This is a genomic window from Pseudarthrobacter ribosi (assembly GCF_055412865.1).
Genome location: NZ_JBVAYZ010000023.1, coordinates 54891 through 71813 on the forward strand (window position 1 = coordinate 54891; position 16923 = coordinate 71813).

General features: G+C 69.3%; 12 protein-coding genes, 1 tRNA gene and 1 pseudogene. 11 read left to right on the plus strand and 3 right to left on the minus strand.

Going from position 1 to position 16923, the window contains the following annotated elements:
• Positions 1-6: 6 nt before the first annotated feature.
• Positions 7-1482, plus strand: a complete 1476-nt coding sequence (locus ACZYZ5_RS17795) for an MFS transporter (protein ID WP_463903517.1) — start codon at positions 7-9, stop codon at positions 1480-1482.
• Here the strand turns inward: ACZYZ5_RS17795 and ACZYZ5_RS17800 are convergent.
• On the minus strand, positions 1427-3640 hold the full coding sequence (locus ACZYZ5_RS17800; protein WP_463903519.1) for a RecQ family ATP-dependent DNA helicase: 2214 nt from the start codon (positions 3638-3640) through the stop codon (positions 1427-1429). The two genes, ACZYZ5_RS17795 and ACZYZ5_RS17800, sit on opposite strands and share 56 nt — an antisense overlap.
• Positions 3641-3810: 170 nt before the next feature.
• Between ACZYZ5_RS17800 and ACZYZ5_RS17805 the strand changes: the two genes are divergently transcribed.
• From ACZYZ5_RS17805 to ACZYZ5_RS17820, 4 genes are all read left to right on the plus strand, one after another.
• Positions 3811-5229 carry a phosphomannomutase/phosphoglucomutase gene (locus ACZYZ5_RS17805; protein ID WP_463903520.1) on the plus strand — a complete coding sequence of 473 codons (1419 nt, stop codon included), beginning with the start codon at positions 3811-3813 and terminating at the stop codon, positions 5227-5229.
• A gap of 4 nt (positions 5230-5233) precedes the next feature.
• Complete coding sequence (locus ACZYZ5_RS17810; protein ID WP_463903522.1) at positions 5234-5761, plus strand: hypothetical protein; 528 nt, start codon at positions 5234-5236, stop codon at positions 5759-5761.
• Positions 5762-5781: 20 nt separating this feature from the next.
• Positions 5782-6231 (plus strand): RrF2 family transcriptional regulator, encoded by a 450-nt coding sequence (locus ACZYZ5_RS17815; RefSeq protein ID WP_463903523.1) that lies wholly within the window; start codon positions 5782-5784, stop codon positions 6229-6231.
• 175 nt (positions 6232-6406) lie between these two features.
• On the plus strand, positions 6407-7567 hold the full coding sequence (locus ACZYZ5_RS17820; protein ID WP_463903525.1) for a globin domain-containing protein: 1161 nt from the start codon (positions 6407-6409) through the stop codon (positions 7565-7567).
• Positions 7568-8134: 567 nt separating this feature from the next.
• Here ACZYZ5_RS17820 and ACZYZ5_RS17825 read toward each other — a convergent pair.
• Positions 8135-9967: a phosphoenolpyruvate carboxykinase (GTP) gene (locus ACZYZ5_RS17825; RefSeq protein ID WP_463903527.1), complete on the minus strand. Its 1833-nt coding sequence runs from the start codon at positions 9965-9967 to the stop codon at positions 8135-8137.
• 275 nt (positions 9968-10242) lie between these two features.
• Here ACZYZ5_RS17825 and ACZYZ5_RS17830 point away from each other — a divergent pair.
• Positions 10243-10316: transfer RNA gene (locus tag ACZYZ5_RS17830), tRNA-Arg, on the plus strand.
• 132 nt (positions 10317-10448) lie between these two features.
• On the opposite strand, the gene ACZYZ5_RS17835 is transcribed toward ACZYZ5_RS17830, so the two are convergent.
• Positions 10449-11162, minus strand: a complete 714-nt coding sequence (locus ACZYZ5_RS17835) for a FadR/GntR family transcriptional regulator (protein ID WP_463903538.1) — start codon at positions 11160-11162, stop codon at positions 10449-10451.
• Positions 11163-11375: 213 nt separating this feature from the next.
• Here ACZYZ5_RS17835 and ACZYZ5_RS17840 point away from each other — a divergent pair, with 213 nt between their 5' ends.
• The 5 genes and pseudogenes from ACZYZ5_RS17840 to ACZYZ5_RS17860 form a co-directional block, all read left to right on the plus strand.
• On the plus strand, positions 11376-12833 hold the full coding sequence (locus ACZYZ5_RS17840; RefSeq protein ID WP_463903528.1) for a dihydrolipoyl dehydrogenase family protein: 1458 nt from the start codon (positions 11376-11378) through the stop codon (positions 12831-12833).
• Positions 12834-13013: 180 nt separating this feature from the next.
• Complete coding sequence (locus tag ACZYZ5_RS17845) at positions 13014-13721, plus strand: ABC transporter ATP-binding protein (RefSeq protein WP_463903529.1); 708 nt, start codon at positions 13014-13016, stop codon at positions 13719-13721.
• On the plus strand, positions 13718-15766 hold the full coding sequence (locus ACZYZ5_RS17850) for a YhgE/Pip family protein (RefSeq protein WP_463903530.1): 2049 nt from the start codon (positions 13718-13720) through the stop codon (positions 15764-15766). The genes ACZYZ5_RS17845 and ACZYZ5_RS17850 overlap by 4 nt, the downstream gene beginning before the upstream one ends.
• Entirely contained in the window at positions 15763-16431 is a 669-nt protein-coding gene (locus ACZYZ5_RS17855; protein ID WP_463903531.1) for a TetR/AcrR family transcriptional regulator, read from the plus strand. The genes ACZYZ5_RS17850 and ACZYZ5_RS17855 overlap by 4 nt, the downstream gene beginning before the upstream one ends.
• A gap of 24 nt (positions 16432-16455) precedes the next feature.
• Positions 16456-16923: pseudogene (locus tag ACZYZ5_RS17860) on the plus strand (hypothetical protein); the annotation flags it as partial.

The following is a 16923-nucleotide window of genomic DNA, read 5'->3' on the forward strand; positions in this document are numbered from 1 at the left end:
CCGCGCATGAGCAAGCCCGCGCCGCCGGCCGGGACACCGGCGGAGCAGTGGAGTCCACGCCTGGCCCTGCTCGTCGCGGCGACGTTTTTTATGGAGTTCCTGGACGGCACCGTCCTGACCACCGCGATCCCCAGCATCGCGGCGGACTTCTCCGTCCCCTCCGCGGACGTCAGCATCACCATGACCGCCTACCTCCTGACGGTGGCGATGGGGATTCCGCTCAGCGGCTGGCTGGCCGAACGTTACGGCGCGCGGCGGGTGTTCTGCCTGGCAATAGCGACGTTTACGGCGGCCTCGCTGCTGTGCGCGCTCAGCCAGGACCTGACCATGCTGACCCTGAGCCGGGTGCTGCAGGGCGCAGGCGGCGCCATGATGGTCCCGGTGGGCACCCTCGTGGTGCTCCGCGGAACGGCCAAGAAGGACCTGCTCCGCGCCACGGCCTACCTGGTGTGGCCCGGGCTGCTGGCGCCGGTCCTCGCCCCGCTGGTGGGAGGCGCGCTCACCACCTTCCTGTCCTGGCACTGGATCTTCCTGATCAACCTCCCGCTGGGGCTCGCGGCGTTCCTCGCGGCGCTGCGGCTGGTCCCGGGCACCGCCGGTGACCGGACACGGCGGCTGGACTGGCTGGGACTGGCCCTCACGACCCTGGGCGTGGGGTCCGTCGTGGTGGGCCTGGAGCTGGCCGGCGGCCGCGAAGCCGGCGGCCTGGCGGCCGTCAGCATCACCGCCGGGCTGCTGTTCCTGGTCACGGCGGTCTGGTGGATGCGGCGGGCCCGCTCGCCCCTGTTCGACCTCGGGGTCTTTTCCGCCCGGACGTTCCGCGCCACGGCGACCGGCGGGTTCATCTACCGCCTCACCATCAGCGCCGTGCCGTTCCTGCTGCCGCTGATGTTCCAGAACGGCTTCGGCTGGGATCCGCTGCGCGCCGGGGTCCTCGTCGCGGCGGTGTTCGTGGGCAATATCGGGATCAAGCCCGCCACGACCCCGCTCATCCGGCGCTTCGGCTTCAAACCGGTACTGGTCTTCGCGTCGCTGGCCTCGGCGGTGACTTTCGCGCTGTGCGCCCTGCTCGACGCCGGCACCCCGGAGCCGCTGATCTTCGCGTTGCTCGTGGCCAGCGGAGCCTTCCGGTCCATCGGTTTCTCGGCCTACGCCTCGGTGCAGTACGCCGACGTCGTTCCCGCCCAGCTGCCGTCCGCCAACGCCGTCTCCGCCACCCTCGTGCAGCTCGCGACGGCGGCCGGGATCGCCATCGGGGCCCTGCTGATCCGGGTGTACGAGGCTGGAGGCCCCCTGCTGGGCGCAGCGGGGACGGCCGGCGCGGATCCGGCGGCACCGTACCGGGCGGCGTTCCTGGTACTGGCCCTGGTCATGCTCCTGAGCACCCTGGACAGTCTGACGCTGCCCCGCCACGCCGGGGCCGAGGTCAGCCGGCCTGGCCAAGCACCAGCGGCAGCACCGCGCCGGCGCCGGCGAGCCTGAGGGCCCGGCCGGCGACAGTCACGGTCCAGCGGCTGTCGACCAGATCGTCGATCAGCATCACACTCTGGCCCTGGATCCCGGCCAGGGCCGCTTCCAGTTCCGGCCCCACCACGAGGCGGTCCCAGACACCGGCCAGCCGGTAGGCGCTGTTGCCGCCGCGCCCGCCGGTCGGTCCGCCGTGCTCAAGCTGCAGCTGCCCCAGGTACGGGATCCGGCCGATCTCCGAGATGCCCCGGGCCAGCGAGTCCACCAGGGCAGGCTTGCCGCGGGACGGGACGCTGATGATGGCGGCGGGCCGGCCCGCCCCGCTCCAGCCGGGCGTGCGGGGGTCGCCGGCGCCCCACTCGCGCAGCACCTGGACGCAGGCCTGCAGCATGCCGGGGTCCACGGTGCGGTCGGGGGCTCCGGCGGCGAAGGCCTCGCGCAGGGCGCCGCCCCAGCCCAGGTCCGTGAGCCGGGCCAGCGCGCGGCCGCCGGCGACGCTTTCCGCGGGCTTGATCTTGCCCTTGACGGGCACGCCCAGCCGGTCCATGCCGCTGGGCCACTGCAGCCGGGGTTCCAGCGGGACACCGGCGCGGCTCAGCGTCTGGCCCGCGGCTTCGGTGGCCGCGGCGGCAATGTCCGCCGGGAACCACTGCCCGGCGCAGTTGTCGCAGCGGCCGCACGCGCGGGCCGTCTCGTCATCCAGGACCGAGGTGATGTATTCCATCCGGCACCCGGCGGTGTCCTGGTAGATGACCATGGAGTCCTGCTCGTCTACCCGGGCCTCCGCGATCCGGCCGTACCGCTCGGCGTCGTAGATCCACGGCTGGCCGGTGGAACGCCAGCCGCCGCCGACCCGTTCCACGGCGCCGTCGACCGCCAGGACCTTCAACAGCAGCTCCAGCGGGGTCCGGCGCAGGTCCACGCGGGCCTCCAGCGCGACCGTGGACACGGCGGCCCCGGCTTCGGCGAGGGCGGTCAGCACCGCTCCGGCCTTCTCCTCCGACGGCATGGACGCCGTGGCGAAGTACTGCCAGATGTCCCGGTCCTCGGACCCGGGCAGCAGCAGCACGTCGGCGTTGGCGGCTCCACGGCCGGCACGGCCGACCTGCTGGTAGTACGCCACGGGCGAGGACGGCGCCCCGAGGTGCACGACGAACCCGAGATCCGGCTTGTCAAAGCCCATGCCAAGGGCGGACGTGGCCACGAGGGCCTTGACCTGATTGTCCTTGAGCAGCTGCTCGGCGCGTTCCCGGTCCGCGGGGTCGGTGCGTCCGGTGTAGGCGAGCACCTCGTGGCCGGCTTCGGCGAGGAGCCGTGCGGTGTCCTCGGCGGCGGACACCGTCAGGGTGTAGATAATTCCGCTGCCGGGCAGGTCTTTCAGGTGCGTGAGCAGCCAGCCGAGCCGGTCGCGGGAATCCGGCAGCCTCAGCACGCCGAGGCGCAGCGATTCACGGCCCAGGGCGCCGCGGATGGTCAGCACGCCGGCGCCCAGCTGCTCCTCGATGTCGTGGACCACCCGGGAATTGGCCGTGGCGGTGGTGGCCAGCACCGGAACCGAATCCGGCAGCTGGGTGATCAGGTCCGCGATGCGCCGGTAGTCGGGACGGAAGTCGTGGCCCCAGTCCGAGATGCAGTGGGCCTCATCGATGACCAGCAGCCCGGTGCGGCGGATCAGCTCCGGGAGCTGGTTCTCCCGGAACGAGGGATTGGTGAGACGCTCCGGCGAGACCAGCAGGACATCGACCTCATCGGTCGCGAGCTGTTCGCGGACGGTGTCCCATTCCAGCTGGTTGGCGGAGTTGATGGCCACGGCCCGGACCCCGGCCCGTGCCGCTGCGGCCACCTGGTCGCGCATGAGGGCCAGCAGCGGGGAGACGATCAGGGTGGGCCCGGCGCCGCGGCGCCGGAGCAGCAGGGACGAGACAAAGTACACCGCCGATTTTCCCCAGCCGGTGCGCTGCACGACGAGGGCCCGGCGTCCGCCGTCGACGAGGGCCTCGATGGCCTCAAACTGGCCGTCGTGGAACTCCGCGGCCGGGTGCCCGACCAGCTCGCGCAGCACTTCCTGGGCCTGCTCCCGGGTCCCGGCGCCCGCGGCGCCGCCGGCGAGACCTGCGTCTCCGGAGGGATCAGCGGAAGCGGAAAGGACTGCAGCGTTCTGGTTATTGGCCATTGCTTCAGTATCCCAGCCTCCTCCGACAGCAGCGAAGCCACGGGCGCCGCTATGTGGACAATCACAGCGGATACGCCCGCGCTCCGGCGCCAGGAAGCCCCCCGACCGCCCCGTCACGGCACGATCCGGCGGTCCACGTAAGATTCGGCCGTCAACGTAAGATAAGACGCGTGACTATCGACCAGACAAAAACTTTTGACCTCTCGGCCTCCTTCAAGGCCTACGACGTGCGCGGCATTGTCGGCGAATCAATCACCGCCGAAATCGTCGAGGCGGTGGGCGCGGCATTCGTCGACGTCCTGGAGCTGGAGGGCAAAACGGTGCTGGTCGGCGGCGACATGCGCCCGTCCTCGCCCGAGTTCAGCAAGGCCTTTGCCAACGGTGCTGCCCGGCGCGGCGCCAACGTCCAGCTGCTCGACCTCATCTCCACCGATGAGCTCTACTACGCTTGCGGCTCACTCAATGCGGCCGGTGCCACGTTCACCGCCAGCCACAACCCCGCGGAGTACAACGGCATCAAGATGTCCAAGGCCGGCGCCGAGCCGATCTCCTCCGAATCCGGGCTCAAGGAAATCCAGGCCCGCGCCGAGGAGTACCTCAACGCCGGGTCCATCCCCGACGCCCCCGTGCGCGGCCTGATCGGGGTGCACGACGTCCTGAAGGGCTATTCCGAGTACCTCCGCAGCCTCGTGGACCTCCGCGGCACCCGTCCGCTGAAGGTCGTCGTCGACGCCGGCAACGGCATGGCCGGCCTCACCACCCCCGCGGTGCTCGGCGACGCCCTGCTGCCCAAGCTCCCCCTCGAGATCATCCCGCTCTACTTCGAGCTCGACGGCTCCTTCCCGAACCACCCCGCCAACCCGCTGGAACCGGAGAACCTGCGCGACCTGCAGGCCGCCGTCGTCGAGCACGGCGCGGATATTGGACTGGCGTTCGACGGCGACGCCGACCGCTGCTTCGTCATCGACGAAAAAGGCGACCCCGTCTCGCCCTCCGCGATCACCGGCATGGTGGCCCGCCGCGAGATCGGCCGCGCGCAGGGGCTCGGCGAGGCCAACCCCACCGTCATCCACAACCTGCTGACCTCCCGAGCCGTCCCCGAACTGGTGGAACGCCACGGCGGCCGGGCCGTGCGCACCCGGGTGGGCCACTCCTTCATCAAGGCCGAGATGGCCACGGAAGGCGCCATCTTCGGCGGCGAACACTCCGCCCACTTCTACTTCCGCGACTTCTGGAATGCAGACACCGGCATGCTCGCCGCCATGCACGTCCTGGCCGCCCTCGGCGAACAGGACGGTCCGCTGTCCGAACTCGGCCGCGAATACGAGCCGTACCTGTCCTCCGGCGAGATCAACTCGGAAATCGAAGACAAGGCCGGCGCCGTGGAGCGGGTCCGTCTCGACTTCCAGGCCGAGGATGTAGAGGTGGACTACCTGGACGGCAGCACCTTCATCGCCACGGACGGCAACTACTGGTTTAACCTGCGGCCCTCCAACACCGAGCCGTTCCTCCGCCTGAACGTCGAGGCCACGGACCGAGCCACCATGGAGCGTGTCCGCGACCGCGTCCTGGCCCTGGTCCGGGGCTAGAACCGTGTCGGAACGGCCGGCGGAGACCGCCACTGAGACACTTTCTGCGACTGCTGCCGAGACGGCCTCTGGGACCGCCGGGTCTTGGCGCGGCAGCGTCCCGGAATCCAGCGCCACCGACCTGGAGAACCTGCTCGGCACCGGAGTCGGCGCCGCGCAGGAGCAGCTGGAGCGCAACGGCGGATTCCTGCCGTTCGCCCTGGTGGTCGAGAACGACGGCGAGGTCCGGCTGGTGGCCGTCACCCCCGCCGACGCGGCCGAGGGAACGGACGCGGATTTCGACGCGGACTCGATGATCAGCGACCTCACCGAACTGCTCCGCCAGCACCGGGACGAGTTCCGCGCCGCCGCCGTCGTGTGTGACATCACCCTGCTGGAGGAAGCCTCGGACGCGATCCACGTCGCCGCGGAACACCGGGACGGTTCCCTCTTCGCCGCGGTCCTGCCGTACGCCGCGAACCCCGCGACCCGTGAGCTGGAATTCGGCGAGCTCTCCGCGGATACGAACGAGCCCGGCATCTGGGTGGACTAGACCGCCCGTAAACTGGTGTTATGAAGATCAACGCCTTCGCGGATGTGAGCCTGCGCGCCATGATGGTGCTCGCAGCCGCCCCCGACGGCGCACTTCTCACCACGCAGAGCATCGCTGACGCCGTCGCAACGCCGTACAACCATGTCAGCAAGGCGATGGCGAAGCTGCGCGAGCTGGGAATGATCGACGTCGAACGTGGCCGGCACGGCGGCTCCCGGCTCAGCAGCGCCGGCCGCGCCGCCACGGTGGGCCAGTTGCTGCGCCAGCTGGACACCCGCACCGACCCGGCCGACTGCGTCGCCGCCGGCGGGGAGTGCCCGCTCATCAACGAATGCCGCCTCCGCGGAGCCCTCTCCCGGGCCCGCGAGGCTTTCTACCGAGAACTCGACGACATCGTCGTCGCGTCCCTGCCGACGCCCCGGCAGATGGCGCCGGTCTTCCAGGCGATCGGCCTGCGCCCCGGCCTCTGAGCCGGAGCCCCTGCTGCCGCAGGTGCGTCGCGCACCACGCCACGCCCGGGAATCCCCTCGATTTGTCGATGCTTTCTACGCCCTGTAGAACTGAGGTACAAATACTTGCATTTCAAATACGGGTATTTTCGACGGTACCGGTTGCAGACCCCGGGCCACTATCTCAGGAGTCAACATGCTCTCGGACAAGTCCTTCCCCGTCATTGAGGCCACCCTCCCGCTGGTTGGTTCCCGGATCGGCGAAATCACCCCCAAGTTCTACGCCCGCCTGTTCGCGGCGCACCCGGAACTGCTGGACGGGCTCTTCAGCCGCTCGAACCAGCGCAACGGCAACCAGCAGCAGGCCCTGGCCGGAAGCATCGCCGCTTTCGCCACCCACCTGGTGAACAATCCCGGCACCCTGCCGGAGACCGTGCTCGCCCGCATCGCCCACCGCCACGCCTCCCTCGGCATCACCGAACCGCAGTACCAGGTGGTCTACGAGCACCTCTTCGCCGCCATCGCCGAAGACCTGGCCGAGGTCATCACCCCGGAAATCGCCGAGGCCTGGACCGAGGTTTACTGGCTCATGGCGGACGCCCTGATCAAGATCGAAAAGGGCCTCTACGCCCTGCAGGCCAACGGCACGATGTGGAGCCCCTGGAAGGTCGCGGCCAAGACCCCCGCCGGCACCGGCTCCATGACCTTCACCCTGGAACCGGCCGACGACACCCCCGTCACCGCCGCCCTGCCGGGACAGTACGTCAGCGTCAAGGTCACGCTCCCGGACGGCCTGCGCCAGGTCCGCCAGTACTCGCTCTCCGGCGACGCGGGCACGAGCCGCAACTTCACCACCAAGAAGGACGACGGCGGCGAAGTCTCCCCCGTGCTGCATGACACCGTCCGGGTGGGCGACATCCTCGAGATCTCCAACCCCTACGGCGAGATCACGCTCAAGGACGGCGGGGGCCCCGTCGTCCTGGCCTCCGCCGGCATCGGCTGCACCCCGACCGCGTCCATCCTGCGCTCCCTCGCGGAGGCCGGTTCGGACCGCCAGGTTTTGGTCCTGCACGCGGAGAGCGATCTGGAGTCCTGGGCGCTGCGCTCCCAGATGACCGACGACGTCGAGCGCCTGGCCGGTGCCGACCTCCAGGTCTGGCTCGAGCGGCCGGTTGAGGGCACCAGGGAGGGCTTTATGTCCCTGCGCGAAGTGGACCTGCCGGCCAACGCCTCGCTGTACCTGTGCGGACCGCTGCCGTTCATGAAGAGCATCCGCAACGAGGCCATCAACGCCGGCATCCCGGCCACGAAGATCCACTACGAGGTCTTCGGCCCGGACATCTGGCTGGCCAGCTAAGGTACTCATCGATTGCTCCGCAACCGCCCTTTTGAGGGGTCAAAAGGGCCGTTGCGGAGCAACGGATGAGCGTTCGACGGCGGCCCCGCACCTTTCACGGGTGCGGGGCCGTCGTCGTCGTGTCGTGTGCGGGAACGACCCCGCACGGAGTGTCAGGTCGCCGACGGCACTCCGGTGATTGTGTGGCCGAAGCGCAGGAGGTTGCCCGGGTCGTAGCTGGACTTAGCGGCCCTCATCCGCTGCGACAAGCATGGTGGACTCCTGAGCGCTCGCGTGCCGCGAGCAGGTTGGGGGCGCGGCAGCGCACGCGTGGAATGACCCCAGCACCCTCTCCAGTCGGCGGACGGCCCGGCTGATGAATGCGTACGAGCCTAGGGTCACCCCCGCACGCGGTCTAGGGACCTAAGTCCCGGCGGCCGGCTCCCGAGCGAAAGTATTCATCGATTGCTCCGTAGCCGCCCTTTTGAGGGTTCAAAAGGGCGGCTACGGAGCAATCGATGCAAGCACGACGGCGGCCCCGCACCTTTTCGCAAGGTGCGGGGCCGCCGTCGTCGGTTCGGCTGGCTGCTACTGCGCGGCCAGGCGTTCCTTCAGGCCTTCGAGCTCGGAGCGCAGGGCCGCCGGGAGGGAGTCGCCGAACTGGGCGTACCACTCCTCGATGGAGGCCAGCTCGGCCGCCCATTCCTCGGGGTCCACGCGGACGGCATCCTCCACGTGCGAGTGCGTCAGGTCCAGGCCGGTGAGGTCCAGCGAACCGGGCGCCGGCACGTAGCCGATGGGGGTCTCGACGGCGTCCGCCTTGCCCTCGATGCGCTCGATGGCCCACTTGAGGACACGGGCGTTGTCGCCGAACCCGGGCCACGCGAAGCCGCCGTCGGCGGTGCGGCGGAACCAGTTGACCAGGAAGATCTTGGGCAGGCGTTCCTGGTTGGCCTTGGCGGAGAGATTGACCCAGTGGTTCAGGTAGTCGCCCGCGTCGTAGCCGATGAACGGCAGCATGGCCATCGGGTCGCGCCGCAGCACGCCCACCTGGCCGGCCGCAGCCGCTGTGGTCTCCGAGGACAGCGTGGAGCCCATGAAAACGCCGTTGGACCAGGTGCGGGACTGGGTCACCAGCGGGATGGTGGTCTTCCGGCGGCCGCCGAACAGGATCGCGGAGAGTTCCACGCCCTCCGGGTTGAAGTATTCCTCGGCCAGCATGTCGATCTGGGAGATCGGCGTGCAGAAGCGGGAGTTCGGGTGGGCTGCAGGCTGGTCCGAATCAGGCGTCCAGGAGTTGCCCTGCCAGTCGGTCAGGTGCGCGGGAGTCTCTTCGGTCATGCCCTCCCACCAGACGCCGCCGTCGTCCGTGAGGGCCACGTTGGTGAAGATGCTGTGGCCCTTGGCGATGGCGCGCATGGCATTGGGGTTGGTGCCCCAGCCGGTGCCCGGGGCGACACCGAACAGGCCGGCCTCCGGGTTGGTGGCGCGGAGTTCGCCTTCCTTGCCGATCCGCATCCAGGTGATGTCGTCACCGAGGGTTTCGACCTTCCAGCCCTCGATGGTCGGATCCAGCAGGGCGAGGTTGGTCTTGCCGCAGGCCGACGGGAAGGCAGCGGAGATGTAGTAGTTCTTCTTCTCCGGCGAGGTCAGCTTCAGGATGAGCATGTGCTCAGCGAGCCAGCCCTCGTCCCGGGCCATCACTGAGGCGATGCGCAGGGCGTAGCACTTCTTGCCCAGCAGGGCGTTGCCGCCGTAGCCGGAGCCGAAGGACCAGATGGAGCGCTCTTCGGGGAAGTGCACGATCCACTTGTCCGGGTTGCAGGGCCAGACGACGTCGGCCTGGCCGGGGGCCAGGGGTGCGCCCAGTGAGTGCAGGGCGGGGACGAAGAAGGCGTTGGTGGCGGTGATCTTGTCCAGGACCTCGGTGCCGATCGTGGCCATGATGCGCATGGAGGCGACAACGTAGGCGCTGTCCGTAATCTCCACGCCAAATTTGGGATCCTCGGCGTCAAGGTGGCCCATGACGAACGGGATGACGTACAGGGTGCGGCCGCGCATGGAGCCGCGGAACAGTCCGCGCAGCTTCTCCTTCATCTCAGCCGGAGCCATCCAGTTGTTGGTGAAGCCGGCATCGCGTTCCTTCTCGGAGCAGATGAAGGTCTGCTCTTCGACCCGGGCCACATCGGCGGGGTCGGAGAAGGCCGCGAAGGACTGGGGGAACAGCTTCTCGTTCAGGCGGGTCAGTGTCCCCGCGGCAACGAGCTCGTCCGTGAGCCGGGTGTTCTCTTCGTCGGAGCCGTCTACCCAGTGGATCCGGTCCGGCTGGGTCAGTTCAGCTACCTCTTCAACCCATGCCAGCAGGCCAGCATGTGTGGTGGGTGCTTTTTCAAGCAACGGCAGTCGCGCCAGATCTCCCATTACGGTTCCCTTCCTCGGGTTCAGTCGTGTGTCCTAAATGTAGGGCTAGATCACCCCCCGAAATCGGGGTCAGTTGTGGGATGTCCGGGGACGCGGAAATCAAAAACCGCAGAAATACAGGGAATAGATGGTACGAAGTGACCCTATTTTGTGACCAAGGTCACGTAGACCGGTCTAGTCAGGTAGATTACACCCGTTTCGATTTGTCACTACGGCCCCTCCTCGCGTAAAGTAATTCGAGGTTCGGGGAGCGAGAAGTTCCAAGAACAGAAGATGCGCCCATAGCTCAGCTGGATAGAGCGTCTGTCTACGGAACAGAAGGTCAGGGGTTCGAATCCCTTTGGGCGCACTGAGTAAATGATCCGCACCGGTCCGCCGGTGCGGATCATTTTGTTTAACGCCCGACGGCGGGTCGCCCCCGGCACGCCAGGGATTTACTCACGTGGTGTCCAATAACCCGGCCCCCGGCTCGGAGCCGCCGCTACGGGCCGACGGCCCGGCTGATCCTGAGCCGGATGCCGTCGAAGTGGCCGTTGAGCCGCTGCGCTGCGAGAACCTTGTCGCCGGTCGAGACGGCGTCGTAGATCCCCCGGTGCAGGGCCGCCGTTTCCAGCAGGTCGACGTCCTCGGCTCCCCCCAGCTCCACGTGAAGCCGCCGGTACACCTGCCAGAAAACACCGAGCAGACTGACCAGCAGCGCGTTGTTGAGTGGTTCGAACAGCCTCCGGTGGAAGTCCGCGTCCGCATCGACGAAGTTCGCGCCGGCGCCGGCCAGCTCCTCCATCCGGAGCACGGATTCCTCGACCGCCGTCAGGTGCTCCGGAGTCATCAGGTCCATGGCGGCAGCAATCAGCCCCGCCTCGAGGGCCTGCCGGACGTCAACCAGCTGCAGGGCCTCCTGCCCGTGATGCCGCAGTGACAACCGGCCCCGGAAGGTGAGGCCGTCTGTGAGGGCGTCAAAATTGCTCGGCGCCACGAACATGCCGAAGCCGTGGCGGATTTCAATCACCCCCAGGGCCTGGAGTACCTTCAGCGATTCTCGCAGGGTGTTGCGGCCAACACCCAGCGCGGCGGAGAGCTCATGTTCGGTCGGCAGCGGGTCCCCGGCATCCAGCTCACGCTCCAGGATCAGTTCCATGATGTCCGCCTGCAGGGCCCTGAGCCGGGCTTGCGCGCTGAACCTTGCCGGTGGCATTGGGCCGGCTCCGGTCACGCCCGCCCCGCCCGAGCTGCGCGGGCGGTCCGCTCCACTGCCGCCCGCCCGGCTCGCGCCGCCGGCGGTCACGTTGCTTTCCGTCATGGCCCTGCCCTCCCCCAAGTATGTTCCCAACAGTAGCGGTGGTCCCACGTCCTGCAAAGGGTGTTCGTCAAAGCCTTGCGGCCCGGCTCCCGGGCGTAGGCTTTTGCCATGACGGCACAGTTTGAACGGGAATTTGATGTCATTGTGATCGGCGCCGGCGCCGTGGGCGAGAACGTGGCGGACCGCGCCGTGCAGGGCGGGCTGACCGCGGTGCTGATTGAGGCCGAACTGGTGGGTGGCGAATGTTCCTACTGGGCCTGCATGCCCTCGAAGGCGCTGCTGCGCCCCGGCACCGCCCTTCACGGTGCCCAGACCGTGCCCGGCGCCGCAGAAGCCGTCACCCAGACCCTGGACACAGCCGCTGTCCTGAAACGCCGCGACTACTTCACGTCCAACTGGCAGGACGACGGCCAGGTCAAGTGGCTCCAGGACACCGGGATCGAGCTGATCCGCGGGCACGGCTGGATCACGGACACCCGGAAGGTTGAAGTCGCGGGCCTGGACGGCAACAGCTACGCGCTCTCGGCGCGGCACGCCGTTGTGGTGGCCACCGGGTCCTCGCCCACGGTCCCCCCCGTTGAAGGTTTGTCCGACGTGGACTACTGGACCACCCGGGAAGCGACCTCCGCGCGTGAGATCCCGCGCCGGCTGGCGGTGCTGGGCGGCGGCGTCGCCGGCACCGAGCTCGCCCAGGCCTTCGCCCGGCTGGGCGCCTCGGTGTCCCTCGTGGCCCGCGGCAGTCTGCTGCGCGCCTTTCCCGAGGAGGCAGCCGCCCTGGTCGCTGCCGGGCTGCGGGCGGACGGCGTCAGCCTCCACCTGCACACCGGAACCGACAGCGTCCGCGAGAACGAGGACGGCTCCCTCACTCTCGAACTGGCGGGCGGCGGCACCGTCACGGCGGACAAGCTCCTGGTCAGCACCGGACGGCATCCCGCCCTCGAAGGGATCGGACTGGAGAGCGTCGGACTAGCGGCCGCGGACGGCCGGGAACTGCGGCTCCGCACGGACTCCACTGGCCTGGTGTCGGGCGGCACCGGGAACGACGTCGAGCCGTGGCTGTACGCCGCTGGCGACGCCGCCGGGAGGGTCATGCTGACCCATCAGGGCAAGTACGGTGCGCGGGCCACGGGAGACGCCATCGCCGCGCGGGCCAGCGGCGAGCTCGGCGGCGAGGCCGCCCCGTGGAGCCGGTACGCCCGGACCGCGGACGACCATGCGGTGCCCAACGTGGTGTTCACCGATCCGGAACTGGCCAGCGTAGGGCGGACCGTGCAGCAGGCGGAACGGGACGGCTTCAGCGTCTCCTCCGTGGAACTGCCCATCCAGGTCGCCGGATCCTCGCTGCACGCCGAACGGTACGAGGGCTGGGCGCAGCTCGTGGTCGACGAGGACCGGAAGGTGCTGCTGGGCGCCACCTTTGCCGGCCCGGATGTGGCCGAGCTGCTGCACGCCGCCACGATCGCCGTCGTCGGAGAGGTCCCGCTGGACCGGCTGTGGCACGCCGTGCCGGTCTACCCCACGATCAGCGAGGTCTGGCTGCGACTGCTCGAGGAATACGGCCTCTGAGCCGCCGAGGCGTGATTTCGCGCCGATGTTTTGCCCGGACATCGGCGCGAAGTATGACCTCGGCGGAGCCGGCCACCGGCCGGGCCACGACTGTTTGATCACACTCCCTCGATCTTATTTGAACTGACCGGTCAGTTTAGTTAGCCTTGGCGTAGACATTCTTCTGCGAAAGGGCTCCAATTGCTCCGCGTGCAACAACTCTCCGTGAACGGCAGACGGGACACGCTGCTGCCGGCCACGGCCCTTCAGGTCCGGCGCGGCGAACTCCTGCTGGTCTCCGGCAGCCGCCAGGACCAGCGCACCGCCCTGGCTCTGGCCCTGAGCGGACGGCTGAAACCCTCCGGCGGCCATTTTGAATTGGACGGCACGGAGTGGGACGGCGGCGCCCGGATCAGGACCCTGCGGCAGGCGAGCGCCGTGGTGGACTCCCCCGCGGTGAACGAACCCGAGCAGCACCTCAGCGTCCGTGACCTCGTTACCGAGGACCTGGCCCTCGTTCCGCGCCGCTACCGGGGTTCCCTGCTGAGCGGGCCCTGGCTCAAGGTCAACCGCTTCGAGGACATCGCCGGGCTGTGGACCGAGCAGCTGCCTCCCGCCCGAAGGATCGGGCTGCTCACGGCCCTGGCCCTGGCGAACCCGCACACCGATCTGATCGTGGTGGACTCACCGGACCGCCATGGAGATCCGGAGGAGTGGCTGCCGCGGCTGGAGGAGCTGGCCTACGACGCCGGGCGTCCGCTCGCCGTCGTCGCCACCGTCATGCGCATCCCGGCCGGCTGGGCCGGGCCGGCCGCCGCGATCGGCAACGCATGTCCCGCCGCCACCGGCGACCCGGTCCTGGACGTCCCTGCCGCATCCGGCGCCCTCGACCTGGAGGACGCACCGTGACCGTGCTGCGGCTGGCCCGCTCAGAACTCAAGCGCATGACCGGCGGGCTGCTGCCCAAACTCACCATCCTGGCGCTGACCATGGTGCCCCTGCTCTATGGCGCCGTCTACCTCTACGCCAACTGGGATCCCTACGGAAATCTGGACCAGATCGATGCGGCCCTCGTCGTGGAGGACACCGGTGCCACGTCCGCCGACGGCACCCGGCTCGAGGCCGGCCGGAAGGTCGCCGAGAGCCTGACGGACGGGCACGTCTTCAACTGGCAGACCGTCTCCGGGACGGAGGAGGCGGACCAAGGCGTGAGCACCGGCAAGTACGCCTTCGCCCTGAAGATCCCCCGGGACTTCTCGGCGAACCTGGTCTCCCCCGGCAGCTTCGACGCCGCCAACCAGGCCATGCTCAACGTCACCACCAACGACGCGAACAATTACCTGCTGAGCACCATCGTGGACAAGCTCACCACCGCCGTGCACACCACGGTGGCCACCGAGGTCGGCGAGGAGACCGCCAACCAGCTCCTCACCGGCTTCGGGACCATCCACTCCCAGATGCTCAAGGCCTCCGACGGCGCCGGGCAGCTCGCCGGCGGTGTCGCCGGCCTGCACGACGGGGCCGTCACCCTCCACCAGGGCACGGCCGGGCTCAGCTCCGGCACGGCCGAGCTCTATGCCGGCCAGCTCAAGCTCCGGGACGGCGCCAATAGCCTCGGCGCGGGGGCAGCCCAGCTCAGCGGCGGACTGTCCCAGCTCGAGGACAAGACCGCCACGCTGCCCGCCGATTCCCGGGCACTCGCGGACGGCGCCGCCCGGGTGGCGGCCGGCAACGCCGCCCTGGGCACCAAGATGCAGGGCCTGGCCGGCCAGCTGGCCGCCTCCCAACAGGCGGCCGCGCAGGCAGAACGCAACCGGGTGGTCGCGTCCAACAGCCGGCTCGTCGCGGCGGGGGTCCTCACCCCGGCCCAGGCGGAGGCCATCCTCGCGGACTTCGATGCCCACGCGGCACCGCCGGCATCCGCGGGACCCGCGGCGCCCCTCACAGCCGCGGCAGCGCAAATCCAGCAGCTGGCGGACGGGTCCGCCGCCGTCAGTGCGGGGGCGGAGAAGCTGGCAGCGGCCACCCCCGCGCTCGGCGGCGCCATCACCCAGGCGTCCAGCGGGGCGGACCAGCTGGCCAGCGGTGCCGCCACCCTCGCCGCCGGGCAGCAGGGCGCCCTGGACGGTGCCGCGAAGCTGTCCGAGGGCGCAGAAAAGCTCGACGACGGCGCGGCGAAGCTGGAAAGCGGGGCGGCCACGGCCTCCGACGGCGCCGGGACCCTCGCAGGCGAACTCGCCAGGGGCGCGGGCGAGGTCCCCAACCCCACCGACGCCCAGAAGGACAGCGTCGCCAAGGTGATGGCCGATCCGGTCGCCGTCAGCAACGTCTCGCAGGCCAAGGCCGGCTCCTACGGCGCGGGCCTCGCCCCGTTCTTCCTCACCCTGGCCCTGTGGATCGGCGTCTTTATGCTGATCCAGGCGATGCGGCCGGTCACCCAGCGGGCGCTGGCGTCGAACGCCCCGGCGTGGAAAATCGCCGTCGGCGGCTGGCTTCCCTTCCTGGCTGTCTCGGCCGTCCAGGCGAGCCTGCTGACCCTCGTGGTCGATGTGGGGCTGGGCCTCAGTCCCGCCCACCCCTGGCTGATGTGGTTCCTGCTGCTGGCTGCCGCGATGGCGTTCAGCGCGATCATCCAGGGCGTCGTGGCGCTGCTCGGGTCCCCCGGCAAGCTCGTGGTCCTCATCCTGCTGGTGCTGCAGCTGGTTTCCTCGGGGGGCACCTTCCCCTGGCAGACGACGCCCCAGCCGCTCCACGTGGTGCACCAGCTCCTGCCGATGGGGTACGTCGTCAACGGCATGCGGCACCTGATCTACGGCGCTGACCTGGCCGTCATCCTGCCCACGATGCTGGGGCTGCTTGGCTACACTTTGCTGGGGACAGCCTTGTCCACCCTGGCCGTCCGGAAGCACAAGTACTGGACCTTGAAGACCCTGAAACCGGAGATCACCGTATGAACAGCCGCACGGACAGCAGCACGGTGCCTTCCGGTGGACCGGCGACTCCCGCGGAAAGCACGGGGACCGCAAAGAAGTTACGGCCCGCCCGCACCAACGCGACCAGGCAGAAGCTGTTCGAGGCCTCGATGGACCTGATCGGCGAGCGCGGGGTGGCCGGGGTGACCGTCGATGAGATCGCGGCGGCGGCCGGGGTCTCCAAGGGCACCGTCTACTACAACTTCGGCAGCAAGTCGGACCTGATCGCCCAGCTGCTGCGCCACGGGGTGGACATCCTGCTGGCACGGCTGCTGAGCGTCAGGGACGAGTCGGCCGACCCGTTGGCCGCGATGGACGAGATGATCGGCCAGGCCATGGACTTCATGGACGAATACCCGTCCTTTGCCCGGCTGTGGGTCAGCGAGAACTGGCGGACCCCCAGCGAGTGGCAGGATACCTTCACCGAGCTCCGGGAACGGCTGCTCACCGTGGTCCGCGCGGCGATCGACGCGGTGGCCGCCGTCTACCCGGTGGATCCGGCGGTGGCCCGGGGCAGCCTGGAGACGGCCATCTTCGGCGCCTGTTTCGTGGTGGGGCTGGACCGGCAGACCTACAACCCGGAGCGGACCCGCGAGCAAAGTGTCACCGCGATCATGGCGTCCATGCGCGGCTACGTCAGGAAGTAGTCCCTCTCGGGGATGATTAACCACATGGGCCACATGGGTAACAACACCAAGATTGCCATCGGTGCGTTTTTCGCGGCGCTGGCGCTGTTGGCGCTGGCCGGCGTCACCCTGCACGAAACCGTGTTCCTGTGGTTCCTGGCGGCCTGCGCGGCGGCCTACGTCGCCTGCGTCTCCGAGGTGATTATCCGCCGCCGGCACCGGACCCTGGCCGCCAGCGGGATCGGGAGCATCCTGTTTATTGCCTTCAGCATCGCGTTCCTGCGGCAGTGGGGGCTGGCCTTCAACGCCGATCCGGACGCGATGTCGGCCCCGGTGGATTCCGAGCACCCGGACCTGTACTTCTACCTCGCCGCAGCGGCCGGCACCGCCACCCTGATGCTGCTGGTGGCCGGTACCGTCCTGCCGGGCCGGGGCCGGCGTCCGCGCGCCGCCGGCCATTCCCCGCGGCGGCGGCCGGCGTCGGGCGCGCGTGGTCCGGCATCCCGGCCGGCA